This is a genomic window from Mastigocladopsis repens PCC 10914 (genome assembly GCF_000315565.1).
GTDB classification, from domain to species: domain Bacteria; phylum Cyanobacteriota; class Cyanobacteriia; order Cyanobacteriales; family Nostocaceae; genus Mastigocladopsis; species Mastigocladopsis repens.
Genome location: NZ_JH992900.1, coordinates 173,121 through 190,766, shown reverse-complemented (window position 1 = coordinate 190,766; position 17,646 = coordinate 173,121). Strand labels below are relative to the sequence as shown.

The window sequence follows — 17,646 nt, the reverse complement described above, 5'->3', positions numbered from 1 at the left end:
CAATTCTTATTTCTTCTGACTCCTGACGACTGACATCTGAGTTCTTTTTGATAACTTTTTTTTAATAACTAACGCAGATATTATACCGCCATGACTTCGACTAAATCAACCAAGCCGAAAGATAAACTTGGCAGACAATCCCTCGAAACCGAACAATTAGGAGTAGTCAAAAATCTTACCCCGTTTGAAGATATTACCCATCTAGCAGGGATTGCAAGTATCTCACTTGGTGGTCGTAAAAATATTGGTGCACTGATTCTCAAGAAGAAGGAAGATATCCAAATCAGATTTTGCTTTGATATCCAAGGTATTCACCCATCCCTTAGCTCGGAACAAATTTTACCTATATTTGAAAATATCGAGGGCGGACTCAAAGAATTACCCGAACGCGAAACCCTCACTATCCACATTGGCTCATTTACCGATGATACCTTCCGACAACAAGAGTTAAAGAAAATCGAAAAAGAATGCGACCTCGAACAGCTAACATTACTTATGAGGTCAGAACGCCTGCGAACACGCGAACTTACTCAAGCAGGGGTACGTAAAAATAAGTTTCTCCGCTTCTGGTGTACTTATACCGTACTTGCAGCTGAAAACAGCAAAAGCAACGACCCCATCGAGAAAACTATCAAACAACTACAAACCTATTGGCAAGGATTTACTGGGGAAATTCATTCTGTACGTCACCAGAGAATCGAAACCATTCTGCGGGATAGCTTCACCTCTGGATTCCAAATGTGGGAGCAAATTATCTCCAATACAATGGGATTAAGCGCCAAAGTACTAAAAGCAGATGATATTTGGGAAGTCATCTGGAATCAATTCAACCGTAGTGAAGTACCACCCATTCCCAACCCCCTTATCCTTGATGAAGCAGGGCTTAGGGAAGAACAAACTAGCGATTTTCATATCAAACACCTAGTTCTGGAAAACGAACAATCAGTTCCCTTCCTTGACCGTGGTTGGGTTAAGCTTCAAGACAAGTATATCGGTGTGCTGCAATTTAGCGAGAAACCCCAAGGATGGGTTGATGAATACGACCAACTACGATACCTCTGGGAAGTTATATCCAAAGAAAAAATCTCTGATACGGAAATTATCTGTCAGCTATCCAAAGCAAATCAAGGGTTAGCAAAAACAGCTTTACAACGCATAACCAAACAGTCAATTACATCTAGTGCTATGTCTGCTGATAAAGGCTCTATCGATGTTAAGGCAAACATGAACATTGAAGAAGCTGTACGGGCACAAGAAACTATCCTCAGAGGTTCTATTCCCATCCATACAGCAGTTGTTTTTTGTATCCATCGTCATAGCCGTTCTCAACTAGATGAAGCTTGCAAATATCTTTCTAGCTGCTTTCTACGACCAGCAGTAGTTGATAGAGAAGTAGAATACACATGGAAAACTTGGCTGCAAACAATACCTATTATTTGGGAGAATTTACTAACAAAGCCATTTAACCGCCGTCTTCCATATTTCTCTTGTGAAGTACCAGGAATCATGCCCTTAGTACGCACCGCCACAGGTGATAAAAATGGGTTTGAACTGATCGCCGAAGAAGGAGGAACACCCGTACATCTCGACTTGTACAATCAGCATAAAAACTTAGCTGTGTTTGGTACTACCCGTGCTGGTAAATCTGTACTCGTGGCAGGATTATTAACACAAGCCCTGGCGCAAGGTATCCCCGTTATCGCCCTGGACTATCCCAAGCCTGATGGGAGTTCCACATTTACTGATTATACCAAATTCATGGGAGCAGAAGGAGCGTATTTTGATATTAGCAAAGAATCAAACAATTTATTTGAATTACCCGATTTGAGGGGGTATGAACCTGAAGTTATTAAGGAGCGGATGACTGATTTCAAGGATTTTTTGAAATCAACGCTCCTGACAATGGTACTAGGGACAAACCCGATAGGAGTCAGCCCCACAATGATATCAAATATTGAGAGTATTATTACAATTGCAATTGAAACATTCTTTAATGATGATGATATCAAACTTCGGTATAAACTCGCTCTAGAAAATGGAGTAGTCACAACCGAATGGGCAGATATACCAACTCTTAAAGATTTTTACAATTACTGCTCACCAGGATTTATTAAGCTTGATTCCATTGCTAATAATAGTAAGGAAATACTTGATGCATTAGACCATATTAGGTTGCGATTAAAGTTTTGGCTAAATTCACGAGTTGGTCAATCAATCGCTAATCCATCTAGCTTTAGAACTGATGCCAGACTACTCGTCTTTGCATTGCGTTCACTTTCTTCAGAAGCAGATGCAGCAGTCCTCGCACTCAGCGCTTATGCAGCTGCCTTGCGTCGTGCCTTATCATCTAAAGCAAGTATCTTCTTCCTTGATGAAGCACCGATTCTCTTTTCTTTCGAGTCAATTGCCGAACTCATTGGAAGACTCTGTGCCAACGGTGCAAAAGCTGGTATACGTGTGATTTTATCAGCACAAGAGCCAGAAAGTATATTTCATAGTAAATCTGCTGACAAAATATTCGCGAACATTACTACACGACTCATAGGGAGAATTCAAACATCAGCAGTAGACCCGTTTGTTAACCGATTCAAATACCCATCAGAAATTATCTCACGCAATAGTACCGAAGCTTTTTTCCCGAAGCAAGAAAGTATTTACTCGCAGTGGTTACTTGATGATAATGGCAAACTCACCTTCTGTCGTTATTATCCTGCCTATTGCTTACTTGCAGCAGTAGCAAACAACCCAAACGAGCAAGAAATGCGTACTTTATTCCTCAAAAAATATGCCAATAATCCAATGCTTGGAATGGTGAGGTTTACGGAAGCTTACGTACAGATGATTCGTGGAGATGAGTTAAGCCAAGAAGCTAAAGAACTACTGGAAATGCTGGATAAAAATAACGGTACGCAATTAAAACTAGTACAAACTATAGAAGAAAAATTAACTAATAATCAGGTTAATCTACCTGATGAAAAATCAATAATTCCTAGACAAGTGGCTTAGTTTTTATGTAAGAATTCAGGAGTCGGGAGTCAGGAGTCAGAAGAAATGAGACAGGCAGCCAGGACATTTCAGGATTTGATAGTTTGGCAAAAGGCACATAAGTTTGTTCTATCTGTGTACCCATTTACTAATCAATTTCCTAAATCTGAAACGTATGGATTAACTTCTCAATTTAGACGAGCGGCAGTTTCCATTCCAGCAAATATTGCTGAAGGATTTAAGAAAAAGGGAGCAGCAGATAAAGTACGGTTTATGAACATTGCACAATCATATGACGGAAGAATGCCGCTACTATCTAATTCTTTCTAGAGACCTAGAATAGGTCGATACTAAAGAATTAATGCTTCAGCTTGAAGAAGTCAGTAGACTACTGACAAGCTATGCTAATTCTATTCTGTTCGCGTAGCGTGTCCGCAGGACATATTCTGACTCCTGACTCCTGAATTCTTACGTTCTGTTAGTTAATTTATCCAGCAAATGTATGAAATTCAAGTTAAAGTTGAAACCAACTAAAGTCGTTATAATCGGGTCAGCAATTGGTCTTGTGACTCTCTTCGGTGCAACCCCCAGTTATGCCTTCTCAGTTAAAGATTTCTTTCATGGGATTTTAGGTGAACTCAATAGCTATTTTGAACAAACCAAAAGCGAACTGACTGCAGTGATAAATGAAAGCTGGGGTGGGATGAAAGGAGAAGCAAAAACTGCTACTAACAATTCAACCGGAACTATGGGTTTACCAAACCCTGTAAAAAGTGCAGACAAACTAAAAAACCAACTCAAAGGCAAGGGTAACTGGAACGAAAGCAATACTGTCGAGGGTGCAGTTTTTGCTGGTAACGAACTCGAACGCGAAACCACCCGTGCTACAGTTGAAAGCGTCCTGGGAGAAAAAGGGCAAGAACGTACCAAGAAGGAAATTGAAGCAACCCAACAAACAGTAGCCGACGCGCAAGATTTGGCAAACCAAGCTCAAGGTATGGATGCTTCCCAAAATATCCTCAAGGTAATCGCTGCTCAAAATGCCCAAATTGTCTCGATGTTGGGACAGTCCCGCACTGATGGACTGCAACAAAGGCACGACGCACAACAAACTAACCTCATGCTATCCCAAATCGCCGAACAAGGCGCAAGCGATCGCCGCCGTCAAAACTTAATAATGGACGGCATAACCGCCCAATACATGGAAATCAGCGGGTTTAGCTCTCTCAAAACGACTGCTGGTAAATAGTTTGTTGTAATAAAAGGTTTTGAGCAGGTTTAGCCCAACCCACAGGGGTGTCCTCTCTATTGCAGAGATGGCACTCTCGCCACCAGCCACTAAGTCATCAAAGCATCATGTTATACCATTTCACGAAAAGCCTGATACAAATAAAGCATCAAGAATAAAATCCCAACCTGTAATAGAAGCAACGATTGATGTGTTTAATTGTTCCAATCGCTTCCAAATAAATTCTCTTAATTCATCTAAAGTTGAGAAGCTTTCCCAAGTTAAATGCCTTTTAACCTCCTCCCACAATCTTTCAATTGGATTAACTTGAGGTGTATGCGGAGGCTGAAATAACAAAACTATATTTTCTGGTAGTTTGAGATGCTGACTAAAATGAAACGCTCCATTATCTAACTGAAGAATATGTATATCTTGAGAATAAGTCTCTGAGAATTTTTCTAAAAAAATATTGAAACAAGCTGTATTTAAATGAGAGAATTCCCAAATAAAATGCTCTCCAGTTAATGGTTCTACTAATCCATATAAATAAAAATTATCCCGCTTCCATTGCATAATGCCGATGGGCTTGACTCCTTTTGTCGTAATTAATCTCCCAGGTTCAGTCTTCAACCCCACACGGCTTTCGTTTCCACACCAATATCTAATTTTTTTTTGTTTATCGACTGGTGCTATGATGTGTTTTTTAATTACTTCTAGGTATTGTGGCAGTTTTTTTTAAATTCCAATTCTGCTTCACTATCGTATTTGACACCTACGGCTCGCGGTACTTTTAGCTTCGCTTTCATTTGATAGCGCACTGTGTCGTGTACTACTTTATATGATGCTTCTATCCCTTCCACTGCTTTTAACCAAGTTCGTATTTCTTCATAACTTTTAAATCCCTGTGGCTGTTGAAGTTCTCTGTCTAGCTGCTCTCTTGCTTGTAAGTTAATCATTGGCGGTCTTCCTGGACTCTTTTTCGTTGACAATAAACCTTTTATTCCTGATTCGGTATAGTCCTTCAACCATCTTTGTACCGTTACCCTTGCTCTCCCTAGCACCACCGCTACATCCTGTATTGTTTTTACATGACCTATTTTCAGCAAATACAACGCTTGAATCCGTTCACGACTTGATACTATTTTTTGTTTTCTCAGCAGTTCCTGTAATTCTTCTGCTGACTCATATATTTCTACTTTGGTGACTCCAGCCATCTTTGCTCGTTGATATTTATTCCTTCTTTATCTGTATCATAGTTTTAGTGAATTGGTATAACTCCATCACCAGTGCGATTGGTTCGATGATAACCGGGTTTGTTGCGGTCATCCTTCTGGCTCTAAACAATGCCTACCAATGGGGAATTGAGTTCACAATGCTTTTAACCGCTTTACTTGGTCCATTAGCAGTCGGCGGTTCGCTACTTCCCTTTGGTGCTAAACCCATTTTCGCTTGGTTAACTGGTTATTTTTCAGTTGGAATGGCGAAACTTTGCTTCAACATCATTATTGGGTTATGCGGACAACTCATTGCTAATTCTGAACAAAACCAACCAATGATTTTCTTATTATTTGTGGGATTGGTTTCTCCTATTCTTGCATCAGCTCTTGCTGCTGGTGGTGGACTTGCTGTTTGGACAGGACTAGGTAAAGTTACATCATTTGGATCTGAAATTGCAGCAGGAATTGCCACTGGTGGAGCAAGCACAGCAGCGACAGTAGCTATCAATACCACAAAACTTATCGCTTCAAAAACCAGGAAAAGATAATCAACCATGCTCAAATCAAAATCAAAATCACAGCCACTTCGCCTCCTCAGTTATGGACAATCTACATCAGCACCAGTTGCAATTACAACTACAGTAGGCGCAGCAGCAGGCATACTCTCTCTTTTATTACAGTTTGTCAATTTTGGAGCAAATTCTGCTGCTGCCAAATACATGAAAGGTATGACATTTGTACAACTCCAAGATGGAACAACCGCAGCAGCTAAAACTCTTGGTCCAGGAGAAAGAACTAACGAAACTGTGAAAACTTTCGTCACCAATAGCATGGTGAAGTTATTCAACTGGGATGGAATTATCAACACCGACGAAAATGGTAAGCTCATTCAAAAAGTTGATAAGGGAGTAGAAATCGAAACCGAAAATGGAGGTAGAAGGAAAATCCCCAGTGATGTTTGGTCAGCAGCATTTACTTTATCTGAAAACCAAGATTTTCGTGCCAGCTTCCTCAAAAAACTAGCTGAAACAATTCCTGAAGGCATACTCTCTGGGCAAGGTACAGTCACACTCGTCACCAACTACATCTCTGAACCGAGAAAAATATCTGCGGGCAAGTGGGAAGTTGATATTATCGCCAGTTTAGTTACGTTTAATGGCGAAAGAAACAAAAGTAAAGGTTTACCTTTTAATAAAACAATAACTGTTGCAGCAGTAGATACACCACAGAATCCACCTCAAACTACTGATATTGCTCAAAAAGTATACCAAGCCAGACTTTCGGGTTTAGAAATTATTCAAATTGTCAATTATGAACTCGGTAAAAAGAAAATATAGCAAGAAAAATTAACTATTATTAATAATTTAAAAAGAATTATGTTACAGTTCCAATCTGACAATCAATCCAAGGTTAATAATAACGGGAATTCACAACAAGCTAATTCTGTTGATGCACTCTTACCGTTAGATGAGGAATTAGTGAAAAATTTCGAGTCTGAAGATAAATTAGAAGAAGAAGAGGGGGAAGGGGAAGAGGAAGAAAACCCCGCAGCCGTTCAAACCAAACACGACTTTGTAACTTCTCCCTGGTCAAGACTTGGTATTATTGGAGGTGCATTTGGAGTAGGTTTTCTAGTCATGTTTGTCGTCCTTAACGGCATGATGAACAGTGGCAGCAATACTGCCCAAACTCCAGTTGCACTCTCCTCTCCTACTCCCACATCCACACCATCCGAAGAGAAAGATGGGGATGTTTATGCAAAACTAGCACTGCAAAAGCAACAGCAAGAACTTGAAACACTCAACGGTAAAGAGGAAGAAACTAAAGACAATAATACTGAACAAGAAACTCTAAATAAAGAAAAACAAGCTTTAGCTACCACTGACACAAATACTAACAAAACTGCAAGTCAAACTAGAGTTACTCCCCAACAGACACCTTCCAAAAGACAAGTATATCAGGAACCAAACCCCGAAAGCGAATACAGACTAAGACGCAGTGCAGTACTCGCATCTCGTTCCATCGAACCCAAAAGCGCTACTGCAACTTTCCCTCGAATAACTCTACCAATTAGTAAAAATAATACTGCTCCTGCACGCACAATCTCATCACTCAGCCCTCTTCGTATATCAGAAACACCAAAAAACCCCCTCGCCGAACTCGAACGCCTTCGTAACTTAGGAAGTATCGGTAGGGTTGAATATACCAGCGCTGACAACACCATCGTTGCAAGCAAGGTAAGTGAAGAAGAAGTACTCAATAGCGATGAAACACCCCGTCGCCGTCGCCGCAACCGTCGCAGTGAAACAAGCGAAACAAGCGTTGAAAACACAATCAACAGTACAGCCAACAACACAGGGGAGGTTGAAGAACTGCGTCCCCGGTGGGAACCAACTCGCAATACAGCCAAGTTTACTGCATCTTATAGCAAGCAAACTCAACTCGCTTCTGTTAACTACCTCAGTGATGAAGCCCAAATTTTAGAGGAAAGACAAACTCAATATTTAGTAGTAGGTTCTTCTGCAAGCGCTACCTTGGTTACTCCCCTGATACTTGCCCAAGGCAGTACAAATAACAATATTAGGTTTGTTGCTCGGCTAGATGAACCAATCAAAAGTAATACAAGTGGAATAGCCATCCCTGCTGGCACCCAGCTAGCAGTTGCTATGACTGGTGTAGATAGTGGATTTAATATCACTGCCCAAGTCAGCGCCATACTCAAAGATGGTACTGAATACCCCATCTCCCCCGGCGCAATCTCAATCCTGGGTAAAGGTAACACCCCCCTTATTGCCCGTCCCTACAAAGGTAAGGGGGGTGAAATCGCTCTTGGTGACGCCACTCTCGGTACTATCGCCGGACTTGCAAAGGTGGGGGAAATTATCAACCAGCCTGAAGAAATAACCGAAGATTTACTGTTCGGTGGTAGTCGCACCCGTTCTAGAGGCAATAACCGCAATATCGCAGGTGCATTTTTACAAGGTGCATTCGGCAAAGTTGCTGAAACTATGGGCAGCCGCACTCAAAAGGCTACTAGTGAAATTACCAGCCGTCCCAACATCTGGTATGTACCTGCCAATACCAAAATTTCTATCGTTGTCAATCGCTCTATCAAACTGTATTAAGCCGTGAAAGCTAAATATTTATTCGGTTTCAGCTTACTTTTCTTCAGCGCGAGCGCACCCCTCGTTCTACCTATACAAACCGCTACAGCAGGTATCGTAAGGCAGGTGCAAGCATCCCAGGTATCAGGAGAAAAAGCGACTGGGCAAACAGTTAAGGTATGGGCGGGACACGGGGTATCTATCTCGTTTTACCGCACCGAGGAAGTTATTAAAAAAATCTGGTTAGACGATCCCTCTAAGTTCGTAATTGATGTGGATGGATGTTTGGAAGGATTAGGGAGATGTTCAACAGAGGGAACAGGAGCAGGACTTATTCACCTTCGCCGCATCGAAACAGTAAAAATCCCCGGTTTGCCACAAGCTACCTACGGCACACATCTGACTGTAATCACTGAATCTGGAAGTACCAAAAAATCCTATCACTTTCGTATTGTACCCGGTACGGGAAAACCCGAATACAGCCAGTTAGAAATCATAGGCGATTCAAGCAATGACCGGGAACTCAGACAACCAAAAGCTGATTACACCGCTATATCTGATAGCAAGTATATCGCCAAAGGAATGCAGTTTGCACTTTCCAAACAGTGGATAACCAGCGATACCCCGCTGTGGGAAAGACTAACCAAACTCGTTGAGTTGCGATCGCTTGGAGAAGAACTCACCATCGCTGCAAGCAACGCCGGGGTATCGATGAAATTAGTTGAAAAGCTCATGCTTATGGGTGGAAAACGCTTGCTAGAGATGCCCCCACGTTCACTCAACACCCAACAAGTTAATACAAATAATACTCAACCTACACCATTCAATCTAGTTGTTGAAAAGAAGAGATAATTATGGAAACCAGAAACGTTACAACAGATAGTCAAAAACTTAAAGTCATAAATTTTACAGTAAATCAGGAAAGTCCACAGGAGGAGAGAAGTGAGCGGGGGAATACCATCCACGTAAACGATGAAATAGTGGCAATTGTTCCAGTTTCAACGACCGTACCCAACCAACCTACGAATAATCGCAGTCAGGGATACCAATGGCGGGAAGCAAAAATGAATACATGGCGGTATCTCATGGTTGCTGGTATGGTAGCAGGACTCGCCCTGCACGGGTTAATGAGATTCGGGGGTAGCTACAATATCGGCAGTCTCGTATTTGGGGATAAAGTTGTCGCAGCTACACCAACGAATGTTTCAAATGTGAGAGAAGTTGCCAGAGCAAGTATCCCCCCAGCAAACCTTTCCTCGAATGATTCAAATTTGAATCATTCGACCAAACAAGCTAAAACACTGAAAGAACAACCTCTTGCGGTCAAATATGTCAACGGCATTCCCGTCCCCGACTGGAGCAAAATTAACTTCGAGAACATGAAGTTAAAGGAAGCGGGTTCAGTAGAATTTCCCAATGTCAAAAACCCCGGCATGAAAGAAAAGCGCGTTTGGAGTGCAGGACAGTCGCTTACTCTTGTCATGGAACTGGGGGATTTTGAAGCAACTGAATTCAAAATCGAAAACCTCAACCTCCAACAAATATCACTTGTTACAGGTATAAACCTCAAGGATTTCAAGCTCTCAGATTTTGAGACTCTCAAATGGCAAACACTTGGAGATTTAGCAGAAGCTATCCCAGGACTGGAAAATAAAGATATTGCCGATATACCCGCCCTTGATGATTATGTTGCTAAAGTAACAGGGGATAGCTACACAAGTCAAACTGTCGGGGAAGCACTCAACAATTACCCCCAACTTGAAAAAGCGGAACTTGGTAAATATATTAAGCTCGACCAGTACAAACTCAACAGTATCCCCGGCATAGAGAAAGCTATACTCAAGGAATTTACCAACTGGCAGAATACCACGATCGCCAAAGTACCGGGATTAGGGAAAGTACCATTTGATGAGTTTCCAGGAGTACCAGTACCCGATATCAGCTTTGTCGGCAAGGTAGATATGGTACTTAAAGAGGTAGAAAACGGTAGGTGGAAATCAATATCGGGTAGTTATCAAGAAGGGTTCAATGTACCCTGCTACAACTTTGAATGTGCTCACATCGAGGTCGCTGGAAGCGATACCCTCACTGGCGCAACCTGGATGTCAGGTAAATTCCAAAAGGTAAGAGGTGGATTTGGGATACTGGGTAAACTCAACGGTGGGAAGGAACCAACCGGACGCCACCCCTTTGGTAAATCATTTAAACACGTCCTGTGGGATGTCAAAGAATCGACAGGTACAGTCACAAGCGCGATGTTCTTTCGCATCTGCAAACGCGGATGGATTGACTTGGGATGTTCACCCTATTTTATCGGACCAGTCCCCTTCTTTGAGTACAAGGAGATGGACCCTATCATCTTAGGGGCACCTCTCACTGTACCCAAAAAACCGTAAGAAGAACGCAGAACCCAGAATGCAGCTTGGGCTGAATATCCCCATGAATTCTCTTGATTTGACAAGGAAAGAACTTTTATTTCCTCCATGCCATCTCTGTTGGGGGCTTTAAACTCAACTTGCCACCCACAAAGCACACTCGTCATTCTGACGACTGACGCCTCTGTTCTTTCTTGGTAAGTAATACCCTTTGGCTCAGAATTTGAATCAAGACAATTTTTAAAAGTTTCTTCAAACACCAGAAGAAATATGCAACCCACAATGCATATTTCTCAACGGAAAGTTTGCTCAAGTCAAGACAGTTCCCGCTCTTTCTTTATACCAACTTTTATGAATAACCTATATTTCGCCACAGCCAAAACCATCAAAGTTACACAAACTCAAGAGGCTCAACCCTCTGCTTCCAGCTACAACTTCAGCAAGTATACCAACCAATTAATGTCTCCCCAAGGACTAGCACTCGCCGGGGGAATATTAGCACTATTTCTCCTACAGATGTTCTCTGCTGGTAAGAAGGGCAAACTCGCCACCAGCTATTGGGGCGGAGGAAAAGAAACAGCACGCGCCAAGAAAAAAGCCATCAAGCAAGTCACCTCTCCCAAGTGCGATAGTGCTAGCTTGTATATTGGAGTACATAAGTACAAAGGACAAAAACCACCCAAGGGAAGTGGGGGAACACCTGTATATGTACCCGATGTTCAAAGAGGTACAGCTGTTATTGGGGCACCCGGTAGCGGTAAATCCTTCTCGGCAATCAACCCCATGCTTTACTCAGCTATCGACCAAGGGTTTGGTATTGTTCTATACGACTTTAAGTATCCCAGCCAAGCCAAAATAGCCAGTTACGCAAAATCAAAAGGGTATTCTGTACACGTCTTTGCTCCGGGTTTTCCCGAATCTGAGGTATGCAACCCCATCGATTTCTTGCGCGATAGTAGCGATGCTGAAACTGCAAGGCAGTTGGCTACCGTGATCAACAAAAACTTCCGTATGCTTGGTGGTGGCTCAGAAGACGCATTCTTCGGTCCTGCGGGCGACCAGTTAACTCAGGCAATCCTGATGCTCACCAAAGAGTTTGGGGAGTTTGGGGAGTTTGGGGAGTTTGGGGAGTTTGGGGAGTTTGCTGATATCATGACCGCAGCAGCTATTCTCTCAAGCGAGAAGATGGTCGAACGCTTGATGGCAGCAAGTCTTAATCCATGGATACGGATAGCCTTCGGTCAATTATTTAGCTCCAGCGGAAGTGAAAAAACCATCGCGGGTATCGCCGGTACTGCCTCGCTCATGTTCACGCGCTTCATGGCAAAGAACACGCTTGGCTGCTTTGTCGGCAAGACGACCCTACCACTAGAGGTGGGCAAGAAACAGATGATTATCTTCGGACTTGACCGCGAACGCCGCGATGCAGTTGGTCCACTGATGACTTCAATCTTACACATGACTGTCGCCCGCAGTATTGCCAAAAAGAGGAAAGAAACTGGTCCACTCGTAGTTAGCGTTGACGAGCTGCCATCGATTTTTCTCCCAGATTTATTCAAATGGCTTAACGAATCCCGCAGTGAAGGATTTTGCGGAATTCTCGGATGGCAAAACATGGGGCAGTTGGAGAAAATTTACGGTAAAGAAATCTCAAAAGCAATCCTCGGTGCATGCGGTACCAAGTTTATTTTCAACCCAGGTGAAGAGGAATCGGCAAGGGTTTTTAGTGCTTACCTTGGTGAAGAAGAAATTAAATATAAGCAGAAATCTCGTTCGACTGGAGGCGGGAAAGCTTCAACATCTATCTCAGACCAAGAACGGACTCGCAAGTTATTTGAACCTGCCCAATTCCTCAAATTACCATCTGGTAAATGTGTATTTATCAACCCTGCTTATAGCAATAAAAATGAAGGTTCTGTTCCACTATTAAAGAGTATTAAAGTCCCAAAGTCTATCATTGGATTAGAGGAAGAAAACGATAGGCAATGGGATAAAGTTATCAAACAACTTGCTCGAAAAAGTACCCAGAAAAGACCAACTCAAGAAGACTTGGATGTCAGAGTCAAAGAAGTAGACAAGCGTTTTCCCATTCCTCAAGCACCTGTACAAGCAGGTAATGCGCCATTACCTGTGGATAGTTACAAAGAATTTTTCTCATAACTTCTACAACTCTTGCAAGAGAAATTAGCAAGTATCAAAACTCCCCTAGATGAAATTATAAATTTCCTTTTCGTGTAAAATTATTTTTTCATAAATTCTATTATATCACTAAAATTGCAATAGCCTAGATAATATTTACGACAATAAATATTATTAATATGCTGCTAAACCAGCATGACTAATCATTAGATTCGACAATTAGTTAATATTCGTTCAATCCCAAAACTTAGTACTTCTCGATAGATGACCAACACCACCATGTTTGACCCCCAGCAACAACGAATAGCAGATAACTATCTTCAAGTAGCTGATACTGCTGGTAAAGCAGCATTGGAATTAGCCAAAATCCTGATTAATACTTTTAAAAAGATTCAAGAAATACTTAAAGAAGGGGAAGAAACAGATAAAATCGCAGTCGAGATTGGCAAGGATATTTACAACCTCGTACCTGATGAATCTAGCCCTGGGGCTTACAAATGGGAAAAGGTAGATTTAAATCAGGAGGTAGGTGGTAGAGACACAGTAGTCTTAATGCCGGATATGTACATGGATAATGTACAGTACAGCATGACAGTTGAATATAATACACAAAACGAACCAAGCGAATATCAAGCACAAATTATCGCCGCCCAAATTGTACAAGACGTACCTGATTTAGATGATAATTCCACAGATTACGAACCAGCTATCAAAATAACTGTCTATACTGAATCAGGCGAGAAAACTGTCATTTACGAACAAGATTCACAAGGCAAATGCCGAATAAACTTAGTCACAGAAAATCTGTCTCAAGATGAAATTCTGGATGTAGCTTACGAACCACTCGTGAAGCTACTACCTCCTTCATCTGATATCATTAAAAATTCCCAAAATACCAAAAACAATCTAGAAGAAAATAACAGTAGCGTACAGTCTGAAACTAACGTTAATGACAAATTAGATATTAAAAACAACAAAATTGAAAATCTATCGATAGCAGCAAATGATATGCTATTGCAAGTCTTCAAGAATAACAATTTTGAAGAAAATCCAACAGAGTTAATTACTACTGATGCCAAGGAAATTCAATCAGTAGAATATACTCCAATAGAAGATGTACCGCCGGAAGAAGAAACAGTTGGATTTCTAGAAGATGTAGATATTAGTAATCCTCTAGATTTTGATGATGCACCAGATGAAGATGAGAAAATTGCTACAGTCATTCCGATTAATGAGTCAGCAGAATTAATAGATAATACTGGTTCAACAACTATATCAGAACCAAGTGATCAGATAGATAACCAACCTTCAAATATTGAAAATCTTAACTCCACATTATCAACTATATCAGAGTCAACCGAAGAGAAGTTTGAAGAAAATGTCATCAGTAATCTTCAGGAAGAGGTAGAAAATCAGGATAAATCTACCTCAAAAGAAATAATACTTACTAATAATAAGAAATCTGTTGAGTCAGAAGAAAGCCCAAGCACAACTCCCAAAAGAGAAAATTTCCAGGAAGAAGAACAATATGCTGCTCAAGATACTTACCAACAAGCAGCTAACTCCAAGGGGGTAGAACCGCAAGCGCAACAGTGGGCACGTCAAGTAGAAGTACCAGTATACGAGATAAAAAACAAACAAGCAGAAAAAGAACGTTACAACGGCGAAAACAAAGATATTGCCCAAGCTGCAACTGAGATGTTGAAAAAATACGGCACCATCGAGCAAGATGGTTCTCGTATTTACAGAAGTGATACCTTTGTAATTCGGCAAGAAGCAGATACCATCAGCGTCCACCGGCGCAGTGACGAACTTCAGGGTTGGAACAACTCCTTGATGGAGTTCAAACCCGGTAAGGGAAACAAAGAACCCAAAATCACCAAACAGCCTAAAGAAATGTTAGGGGTAGAACGTCAGGAATTTTTGATGGTAAACGAACACCTTCAGGATAAGGGTAAACTACCCGACTTAAATTCTTCAGATATCCGGGATGTGGCAAATACACTTGGTTCTCTTGCGCCTGCTGGTACCATCAAAACCCTTGAGGTATTCAAACAAAACGAGATGCTGGATACTCTCAACAACATACTCCTGACAGCAGGGAAGGATGAACTCGCTGTAGGAGAATTTACCATTAAACGCACCCGTGACCCTCAAGGAAAAAAAGCCAGCCTGCAATTATTTAAAACCACCGAGGAAAGGGGTACTCAGGAATTGGTCAAGTTCGACTTAACCAAAACTGAGGAGGGCATAAAAAAAGAAGTTGCCAAGATGAATATCAGCGACTATGACATCAACCAAATGAAGTTTATTGCCCAACAGCAATGCAAACTCAATCTTGAACAGATATTTGACGGCGGACAAACAGCACAGGCGCAACAACCCCCCACTCCCCAACCTCAACAAATCCAAAGTGCAGGTGATATCCCTGTCAAAATTCACCCCTACATTGCTCAAGAGTGGGCAGAGATAACAAGAAAGGGTGGTCCCGCCTGGGGAGGGGCTATCAATCAAGGTAATGAAGAAATCCTACAAAAGCTCAAAGACAATGATGGCAAACTACCCATCGCCGATCAGCGCGAAATGTACCTCAAAATCATGACCCACAAAACAAACGAGGCAGAAAGGCTTGGGGAAAGCACCATCGAATTTACCCCCCTCAAAGACATTATGCAGGACTTGCAACAGTGGCGGGCTGAAGAAATCAAACAACAATTCACCCCCACTCAGGTTGTTGGCTCCCCCCAAAGGCAAACAGTCGTCGCTGCTGCACCTACAAGGAAATTGGGAGGGATAGAGATTTGAAACTGAAGATTTACTTATGCAGATTGAATCGCTCTAGCCGTTCGTGAAGCTTTCTTCAAAACACGCAATGTATTTGTTATTTGACAAGCTTTAACTTTGTACTCCCCCAACTATTAGGTGCGCTCAATTAGGTATCTTCACCTCTCTGGGCTTTCTGACACAGTAAAAATTAGAAATCACCACATATGAGCTAACGCAGTTAGATAAGAAATAACTGGTTAGCCGTATGAGTTTAACTTCAGAATTAAAGAATAAAGAATTACCCATAAGAAAGTGGTTTGATAATAGGTATAATACAGCAGTAGCAAGAATTATCACAAGGCACAATCAGTTACTATCCCAACAGAAAATAATTCAGCCAGTAGAGGGAACAGACTTTCCACTAACAGGAAATGCTCTTAGCAAGGCACTCAGCAAATACTTGGGACTCATTTACAACCAGAAAAACTGGTATCAAGAGTGTACACCACTAACAGGCGCACAATTATTAAAAGTTGAATATGCGTTCGACTACTGCATTACTGAGTCTAAATCCCTCGAAGAAGAAGCACTCAAATGCATGATACTTAGTGCCTTAGAAAATTATGTTCGTACTAGAGAAATCCACGAAATAATTCAACCATTTCTCCAAGGAGAAAACTACCTAAATCTAGAGGCTGAATATTTCATAAAGTGGTTACCTACTATCCAAGACACAGCCCAAATAATTGGCATATTACCCCGCACTTGGGAAACAGTTAAAAGTCAAATAACACCTGGTAAAATCATCTGTAATGGTTCGTTCCCACTTAGTGAATTTATTGGCGGCGCGGATTATCAGGTCTTAGTAGGAAATACCCTCATTGATATTAGAACAACTGCAAAACGCCGTCCATTCACTCTAGATAATTTCTACCAACAAATTAGTTACTGTCTACTTGACAGTAATGATACCTACAAAATTAACCAACTTGTTTGGTTTTACAGCCGCCAACAGTCTGCGTTTTGCTATCCAATTAGTAAGCTATTTCACAATCTTAAAGCCACGAGAGAAGAGTTTAAAAAGATGATACTCGCTAATTATGGATATAACAGCAAGCTCGATAGTATTGAGAGAAAACTTTCTCTTAATTCCAATTTTAAACTGTATCTGAAACCATAACACCTCTATGAACGATATACCTCAACCGAAATTTAACATCGGGATGTTAGTTAATTACACCAAAGAAACAGGATGTATCCTCCCAGGTGGAAAAGCTGAAATCATACTAATGAAATATGACACCGATGTCAAAATGTGGATTTATCATATCCAAAATGAACATATCGGAAAAGTCAAAGCCCACACAGTCGGTGAAATTTGGATTCAGTTAGTTGAACCAAATAGCGAAATTGAATGTATTAAATATGCAATGGCAGCCCACGATAAAAAATATTGGGTAGTAGTTTCAAATGAAGATGAGAAATGGATACCCTTCAGAAAATTCATGGCAAAAAATTCTGTACCAGGGCACGGGTTTACACCAGGATATGACACATTTTATATCAAAAACCATATCCAAAGCTGGAAACAAATTCTCGAAAAGGAAAACCAAGTATGAAAATTCAAGATTTTCAACTAACACCCAGCTACAGCATTTACCATGATGGGATGCAGTACTGCTGTCAGATACATTTTGATGACCAGTCAGATAGCGAACCAGAAGAATTGTTCGCAGATTCCGAAGAAGAACTAGCGCGCAAAGTTAGCGAGTGCTGGAAGAAATACTTCAAGAAACAAATGGAATTTCATCGCTTATAAATATCTAAGCAGA

General features: G+C 41.3%; 14 protein-coding genes and 1 pseudogene. 13 read left to right on the top strand and 2 right to left on the bottom strand.

What is annotated here, in order from left to right:
* Window positions 1-90 precede the first annotated feature (90 nt).
* From MAS10914_RS0101085 to MAS10914_RS0101075, 3 genes and pseudogenes are all read left to right on the top strand, one after another.
* The gene (locus tag MAS10914_RS0101085) at window positions 91-3,006 is read left to right on the top strand and encodes a hypothetical protein (protein ID WP_017314064.1); all 2,916 of its coding nucleotides are present in this window, start codon (window positions 91-93) and stop codon (window positions 3,004-3,006) included.
* Between the two features lie 45 nt (window positions 3,007-3,051).
* A pseudogene (locus MAS10914_RS31380) lies at window positions 3,052-3,412 on the top strand (four helix bundle protein).
* A 75-nt stretch (window positions 3,413-3,487) separates the two neighbouring features.
* On the top strand, window positions 3,488-4,234 hold the full coding sequence (locus MAS10914_RS0101075; RefSeq protein ID WP_017314063.1) for a hypothetical protein: 747 nt from the start codon (window positions 3,488-3,490) through the stop codon (window positions 4,232-4,234).
* Window positions 4,235-4,354: 120 nt separating this feature from the next.
* Here MAS10914_RS0101075 and MAS10914_RS0101070 read toward each other — a convergent pair whose 3' ends face one another.
* Together MAS10914_RS0101070 and MAS10914_RS0101065 are read right to left on the bottom strand one after the other, a co-directional pair.
* Window positions 4,355-4,879: an IS630 family transposase gene (locus MAS10914_RS0101070; RefSeq protein WP_033364704.1), complete on the bottom strand. Its 525-nt coding sequence runs from the start codon at window positions 4,877-4,879 to the stop codon at window positions 4,355-4,357.
* A gap of 47 nt (window positions 4,880-4,926) precedes the next feature.
* Window positions 4,927-5,427 (bottom strand): helix-turn-helix domain-containing protein, encoded by a 501-nt coding sequence (locus MAS10914_RS0101065; protein ID WP_017314015.1) that lies wholly within the window; start codon window positions 5,425-5,427, stop codon window positions 4,927-4,929.
* Between the two features lie 86 nt (window positions 5,428-5,513).
* Here MAS10914_RS0101065 and MAS10914_RS29220 point away from each other — a divergent pair, with 86 nt between their 5' ends.
* The 10 genes from MAS10914_RS29220 to MAS10914_RS0101015 all read left to right on the top strand — a co-directional run bounded on the left by MAS10914_RS29220 (window position 5,514) and on the right by MAS10914_RS0101015 (window position 17,633).
* Entirely contained in the window at window positions 5,514-5,978 is a 465-nt protein-coding gene (locus MAS10914_RS29220; protein WP_017314061.1) for a hypothetical protein, read from the top strand.
* A 6-nt stretch (window positions 5,979-5,984) separates the two neighbouring features.
* Complete coding sequence (locus MAS10914_RS0101055; RefSeq protein WP_017314060.1) at window positions 5,985-6,767, top strand: hypothetical protein; 783 nt, start codon at window positions 5,985-5,987, stop codon at window positions 6,765-6,767.
* A 39-nt stretch (window positions 6,768-6,806) separates the two neighbouring features.
* Window positions 6,807-8,555, top strand: a complete 1,749-nt coding sequence (locus MAS10914_RS0101050) for a TrbI/VirB10 family protein (RefSeq protein ID WP_017314059.1) — start codon at window positions 6,807-6,809, stop codon at window positions 8,553-8,555.
* 3 nt (window positions 8,556-8,558) lie between these two features.
* Window positions 8,559-9,386 (top strand): hypothetical protein, encoded by an 828-nt coding sequence (locus MAS10914_RS0101045; protein WP_026082259.1) that lies wholly within the window; start codon window positions 8,559-8,561, stop codon window positions 9,384-9,386.
* A 2-nt stretch (window positions 9,387-9,388) separates the two neighbouring features.
* The gene (locus MAS10914_RS0101040) at window positions 9,389-10,930 is read left to right on the top strand and encodes a hypothetical protein (RefSeq protein ID WP_017314057.1); all 1,542 of its coding nucleotides are present in this window, start codon (window positions 9,389-9,391) and stop codon (window positions 10,928-10,930) included.
* Window positions 10,931-11,260: 330 nt separating this feature from the next.
* On the top strand, window positions 11,261-13,069 hold the full coding sequence (locus MAS10914_RS0101035) for a type IV secretory system conjugative DNA transfer family protein (RefSeq protein ID WP_026082258.1): 1,809 nt from the start codon (window positions 11,261-11,263) through the stop codon (window positions 13,067-13,069).
* 243 nt (window positions 13,070-13,312) lie between these two features.
* A complete protein-coding gene (locus tag MAS10914_RS0101030; RefSeq protein WP_017314055.1) occupies window positions 13,313-15,853 on the top strand; it encodes a hypothetical protein in 2,541 nt (846 codons plus the stop codon).
* Window positions 15,854-16,079: 226 nt separating this feature from the next.
* On the top strand, window positions 16,080-16,994 hold the full coding sequence (locus MAS10914_RS0101025) for a hypothetical protein (protein WP_017314054.1): 915 nt from the start codon (window positions 16,080-16,082) through the stop codon (window positions 16,992-16,994).
* 7 nt (window positions 16,995-17,001) lie between these two features.
* Window positions 17,002-17,433, top strand: coding sequence for a hypothetical protein (locus MAS10914_RS0101020; protein WP_017314053.1), 432 nt, complete (start codon window positions 17,002-17,004; stop codon window positions 17,431-17,433).
* The gene (locus MAS10914_RS0101015; RefSeq protein ID WP_017314052.1) at window positions 17,430-17,633 is read left to right on the top strand and encodes a hypothetical protein; all 204 of its coding nucleotides are present in this window, start codon (window positions 17,430-17,432) and stop codon (window positions 17,631-17,633) included. The genes MAS10914_RS0101020 and MAS10914_RS0101015 overlap by 4 nt, the downstream gene beginning before the upstream one ends.
* Window positions 17,634-17,646 lie beyond the last annotated feature (13 nt).

Coding starts and splice junctions, on each gene's coding strand:
- MAS10914_RS0101055 (WP_017314060.1), top strand. CDS start 5,985: ATGCTCAAATCAAAATCAAAATCACAGCCACTTCGCCTCCTCAGTTAT.
- MAS10914_RS0101030 (WP_017314055.1), top strand. CDS start 13,313: ATGACCAACACCACCATGTTTGACCCCCAGCAACAACGAATAGCAGAT.
- MAS10914_RS0101020 (WP_017314053.1), top strand. CDS start 17,002: ATGAACGATATACCTCAACCGAAATTTAACATCGGGATGTTAGTTAAT.
- MAS10914_RS0101085 (WP_017314064.1), top strand. CDS start 91: ATGACTTCGACTAAATCAACCAAGCCGAAAGATAAACTTGGCAGACAA.
- MAS10914_RS0101015 (WP_017314052.1), top strand. CDS start 17,430: ATGAAAATTCAAGATTTTCAACTAACACCCAGCTACAGCATTTACCAT.
- MAS10914_RS0101075 (WP_017314063.1), top strand. CDS start 3,488: ATGAAATTCAAGTTAAAGTTGAAACCAACTAAAGTCGTTATAATCGGG.
- MAS10914_RS0101040 (WP_017314057.1), top strand. CDS start 9,389: ATGGAAACCAGAAACGTTACAACAGATAGTCAAAAACTTAAAGTCATA.
- MAS10914_RS0101065 (WP_017314015.1), bottom strand. CDS start 5,427: ATGGCTGGAGTCACCAAAGTAGAAATATATGAGTCAGCAGAAGAATTA.
- MAS10914_RS0101025 (WP_017314054.1), top strand. CDS start 16,080: ATGAGTTTAACTTCAGAATTAAAGAATAAAGAATTACCCATAAGAAAG.
- MAS10914_RS29220 (WP_017314061.1), top strand. CDS start 5,514: ATGATAACCGGGTTTGTTGCGGTCATCCTTCTGGCTCTAAACAATGCC.
- MAS10914_RS0101035 (WP_026082258.1), top strand. CDS start 11,261: ATGAATAACCTATATTTCGCCACAGCCAAAACCATCAAAGTTACACAA.
- MAS10914_RS0101050 (WP_017314059.1), top strand. CDS start 6,807: ATGTTACAGTTCCAATCTGACAATCAATCCAAGGTTAATAATAACGGG.